Source organism: Marinobacter sp. (genome assembly GCF_035268745.1).
Lineage (GTDB): Bacteria > Pseudomonadota > Gammaproteobacteria > Pseudomonadales > Oleiphilaceae > Marinobacter.
On the sequence record NZ_DATFKH010000242.1, the window covers coordinates 1 to 4,007 of the forward strand.

General features: G+C 54.5%; 5 protein-coding genes and 1 tRNA gene. 2 read left to right on the forward strand and 4 right to left on the reverse strand.

All coding sequences use genetic code 11. The annotated features are described in order from the left end of the window. A partial coding sequence (locus VJ956_RS15815; protein WP_324086007.1) for a hypothetical protein occupies positions 1-210 on the forward strand: 210 nt, incomplete at its 5' end. Next, on the forward strand, positions 195-503 hold the full coding sequence (locus tag VJ956_RS15820) for a hypothetical protein (protein ID WP_324086008.1): 309 nt from the start codon (positions 195-197) through the stop codon (positions 501-503). The genes VJ956_RS15815 and VJ956_RS15820, both read left to right, overlap by 16 nt. A gap of 82 nt (positions 504-585) precedes the next feature. Here VJ956_RS15820 and VJ956_RS15825 read toward each other — a convergent pair whose 3' ends face one another. From VJ956_RS15825 to VJ956_RS15840, 4 genes are all read right to left on the reverse strand, one after another. Next, positions 586-1,980 (reverse strand): hypothetical protein, encoded by a 1,395-nt coding sequence (locus tag VJ956_RS15825; protein ID WP_324086009.1) that lies wholly within the window; start codon positions 1,978-1,980, stop codon positions 586-588. A 185-nt stretch (positions 1,981-2,165) separates the two neighbouring features. Continuing rightward, positions 2,166-2,999: a hypothetical protein gene (locus VJ956_RS15830; protein ID WP_324086010.1), complete on the reverse strand. Its 834-nt coding sequence runs from the start codon at positions 2,997-2,999 to the stop codon at positions 2,166-2,168. A 77-nt stretch (positions 3,000-3,076) separates the two neighbouring features. Next, positions 3,077-3,415, reverse strand: coding sequence for a hypothetical protein (locus tag VJ956_RS15835; protein ID WP_324086011.1), 339 nt, complete (start codon positions 3,413-3,415; stop codon positions 3,077-3,079). Between the two features lie 461 nt (positions 3,416-3,876). Then, positions 3,877-3,952: transfer RNA gene (locus tag VJ956_RS15840), tRNA-Lys, on the reverse strand. Between the last annotated feature and the right edge of the window lie 55 nt (positions 3,953-4,007).

A 4,007-nucleotide genomic window follows, 5' to 3' on the forward strand; every position in this document is an offset into this window, starting at 1 on the left:
TGGGCTGAAAGAGCAAAAGTGACGGCGTTTGATGACATGGTCAGACAAGGCAGGCGTCAACATAGAGCTGTCATTCCGCATTTCGGCGAAGTTTATCTCACATGGGTGTTCAGCCACTCAATCACACAGCTTTATATTGGACGTCTTCTCCTCGATGAGGTCGAGGGCTGGTATCACGAGACGGAGGTCCGCCCATGGGCGAGTGGCTAGAAAAATGGCTTGCTGATGGAAAGCCCATCGATCTGGGCTTGAGGGCGCGTCTCACACCCCATCTCCATGGTGTAGAGTATCAACGTTTCGAGGATGGTGCGCGGGAATTCTTAACTGTCCTACGACAGGAAGACCGTCTTTCTATCTTTGGTCTTGGCTGGAACAGCCTTGGATTGCGTATGTGGGAGGACGAAGAGGCCTTTATTCAGTCTGAAAAGGAGAGAATGCAGCAAAGCGAATACTATGATGAAGATGGAAGGCTATGGATCGAGTTTTATGAGTCCGCTGCCTAATGCAACAGTCCCGCTCAAAACTATACTCAGCTAAAAAAGTCGCACCTCAGGTGGCGCTCAAAGGGGCACATTCTAAGGAGCACTATAGTTGAGGGTTCACCTCGTCGAACACCCATCCGGCGACTTGCTGGCGCACGTCTTCGGAGTTGAAACATTGATCATGGGCATAGCCCGCATTTCCGCCAACTGCCGCTTGAGTCGCTTCGCTTTCGATAGACCGTACAACGCGAATGCCCGATCCAGCGTGCACAGTCCCGTCGCCTGCTGCGTCCGCGTTCTGCATCAGGGCTGTCGCCTCCAGGCGTTCGCCCGCAGCATTTTCTGGCACGTTTGATCCAAGGTCAAATTTAGCCCCAATAGGAAAGCTCGTTGATATGTTCCAGCCATCGTGATCCCGGTGTGAGCGCATTGCTTCCTGAAGCATCCCGTTCAACTCAGGCGCGGGAGCATCTTCCGTGCTGCGACTGTCAATTGGCGTATTCCAGCCAAATACTTGGACCGGTTCAGGCGCGGATAAAGTCGTGCGCGTGGGTGTATTCGCGCGCCACTCAACATGGTCCCATGATGGGAAACTGATGTTGTCGGAATACAGCATATAGGTATTAGGGTGAAAACCACCCGCGCCGCTGCCTAAAGAGGAGTGAAAGTTGCGTGCGATCTGTAGGTTGCCAAGATAGCTTGTCCAAAAGGGTTGTAGCGCGATGGGGTCTGTCACGGACGGGTTAATGGACCCGCGCCGCACCGGGCGCCACCATACATCTTCCCGCGCATAGATCCCGAAATACGGATCACCGGACGGCTCTGAATGAAAAACCTGATCTTCGATCGAGAATTTTAGCCATTTCTGATCGCCGGACCGATCCTCATGAAACTGACTTGGTAAAAGTTGCAGCACACCGGGAGAACTTGCTCCTACCGCCGTGACTTCCGCACCGGTTATTCCAAGCGCCACAGAGGCAGCCCCCTCAAAGCCCGACATGAGGCGTTTGTAAGCCGCAGGTGAGCCCTGCGTCGGCATGGCACCGTGGATAACGGCCTTTACGGTGCCGGCTTGTGCACCCGTTTTGGCAAAGGCGCGACCGACAAGCCCAGCCATGGAATGTGTGATGACAATAGGATCCAACATGCGCGGGCTGCGATCCGCATACTTTGCCTCACTGTCCGTGACGGCTTGCGCCACGCGTCGGTCTAGACCCTGTGCTGCAACCCCATTGTCGCCCGCCCAATTATAAGGCTCAGCAAAAGCCTCGACAAAAAGACATCCCATCGACGGATTGCGGCGTACGAGCAACGATGGCAGCGTGCCCTCAAGCCACTGCATAAAGGGCCCGTAGAAACTCCACACCAATCCGCCCCAGCCACGACCGTGTTTTTCCGCGCCAAAAGGTGCTCCCACAAATTCACCCATGCGGGCACTGTCGCCATGATCCACGTCCAGAAAGTTTTGGTTAAAAGTGGCAGTTGGTGGACCAATCAACAAAGCCCGCCGTGTCGCAGCACTTGCTGCGGCATACTGCCAAAGAAAACTGCGCGAAACAGGGTCCCAAACGTTGTCTCCCGATCCGCGTTGGCGTAGGCGGGATCCCATGATGCCTGGAACAAATACGACAGGCAGCACGTGGGGGGTTCGGCAGAGCTCCGTCGCCTCATCTATTGCTCCAGTCATCGCACCAGTGCCGGGAGATGCCGGATGCTGGACAGAACAGACTTCCAAAGAGTGACAAAGGTCGCGTCCGGGGCGTACGGGCTGCTCATTCTCACCTTGAGCGTCAGCCCATTTTCGCCGCCCGCAACACCCTCATAGGCAAAAATTGTCTTGTTTGGGTCAAATAGCACCATCGCACCATCGCGCACCCCTTCGCCAATCGGGGATCGAAGCTCTTTGCCGCGGGTGGCGCCCACTTGTCGATTACGATCGTGGACAAGATTTCGCGGGTACTGTTGATCGTCCTGTAAGAACCCACGGCTTGATGAAACGCTTAAGATGATACCCTCATCCGTCTCGAAATAGCGTGTTTCTGCACTGCCAAGTGTGGGGCGATTTTGCTGTGTGAACGCGTATGTTTGCGTGCAAAAGACCGCGTCCTTTGGAGGTGTGCCTGCAATCGGCTCTAGCCCGTCCGCAAGCTCGTGGAGGGCGGCTCGAACAGCTTCGACGAATTGCGGTGAATAGGTGGCCTCTGCCTCAAGACTGGCCGCCCCCTTGCGCAGAAAAGCGTAAAATGTGCCGCCTTGCCGCAAGTCATCTTGAGGAAAGGGTAGGTCGAGAAGAACACCGCCGGGTATGCTGGTTTCTAAGCCGTTCTCTTTCGTACTTGCTGTTGCAAGCGCATCAATTCGGTCCTTTGCGTGGCGGTGGAACGCCGCTTCTGTCGTGTTTTGCAACGGTGTCAGTGTGAAGAGATTAAACGCGGCAGGCTCTACTACGTCTCTTTCGTGGAAAGCGGCGGGCGGGTCGATGATGACGTGTCCAATACACAATGGGCGCGTTTCCATGGGGCTTTCCTTTCCAAAAGAAGCCAGAGCCGTGACACTCCCTAACGCGACAGCAAAAATGCAAAATGCGCGTAGGATCATAGGGCGTCTCGCAGGGCCTTTTGGAGGAGACGCGCCCGTTTTATCTCGGGTAAAGCCGTCGCCTCCAAAATGTCGGGGTAAGCCGAATTGAGCTCTTGGGGCGTGCGATTGACATCTAGGCTGCAACCGACGAGCATTTCGAGCGCCGCCACATAGGAAAACCCGAGGCTACACCATGTATCGAGATGTATATCAGCCATAGCACTTAACCGGGTGTCGCGGTCGCTCAGCACCGCACGTAAAATGGCGGCTTTGTTCGCTTCACGCACTCCGGCTTGCATCACGTTTGAAGGAATTGTTAACACGTCGAAGCCCACCGGGTAGAACGAAGTCAAAGGGTTTTACTGCGAGCCGCAGGTGCACAACTTTAAGCGGTCGCAAAAGTCTTATTTCTCCATAAACACTATCACATGGGTGCCAAAAATAGAAAAGGACCCATTCCCTGACTGCATGCCAACCCACAGCGATAAAGAATATGGCAACGGCTTCTGGCATTGCCAAGTTGTTCGTGCCGCTCGACTTGGGTAGATGCTAAAGCTTGCAGATCCCATCGTCTATGCCGCGCCTGAATCCCATTGGCGTGCGCGAAACAAAGGCACTTACAATCGAACCAGAATTCTTTGCAGCGTATCAAGAGAATGCCTAACGTGAACCTTGATAGGCTATTGCAAGCCTGCAACATTGATTCCGATTGAATTGTTAACTCATCGTGCTTCCGTATTGCTTCCGGCAAAACCGGAAGGCGAGGACGCACGTAGGGAGAAACCGCCTAAGCGATTGATATTTAACGTGAAAGTGGTGAGCCGTGCAGGATTCGAACCTGCGACCCACTGATTAAAAGTCAGTTGCTCTACCAACTGAGCTAACGGCCCACTAGGGGCGCTATCTAGAAAGAGCGGGGCGGGGGGTCAACCCCGAAAGTGACGC

What these genes read in the sequence shown, in the direction of transcription:
- VJ956_RS15820 (WP_324086008.1), top strand. Translation starts at nt 195, where the DNA reads ATGGGCGAGTGGCTAGAAAAATGGCTTGCTGATGGAAAGCCCATCGAT.
- VJ956_RS15830 (WP_324086010.1), bottom strand. Translation starts at nt 2,999, where the DNA reads ATGGAAACGCGCCCATTGTGTATTGGACACGTCATCATCGACCCGCCC.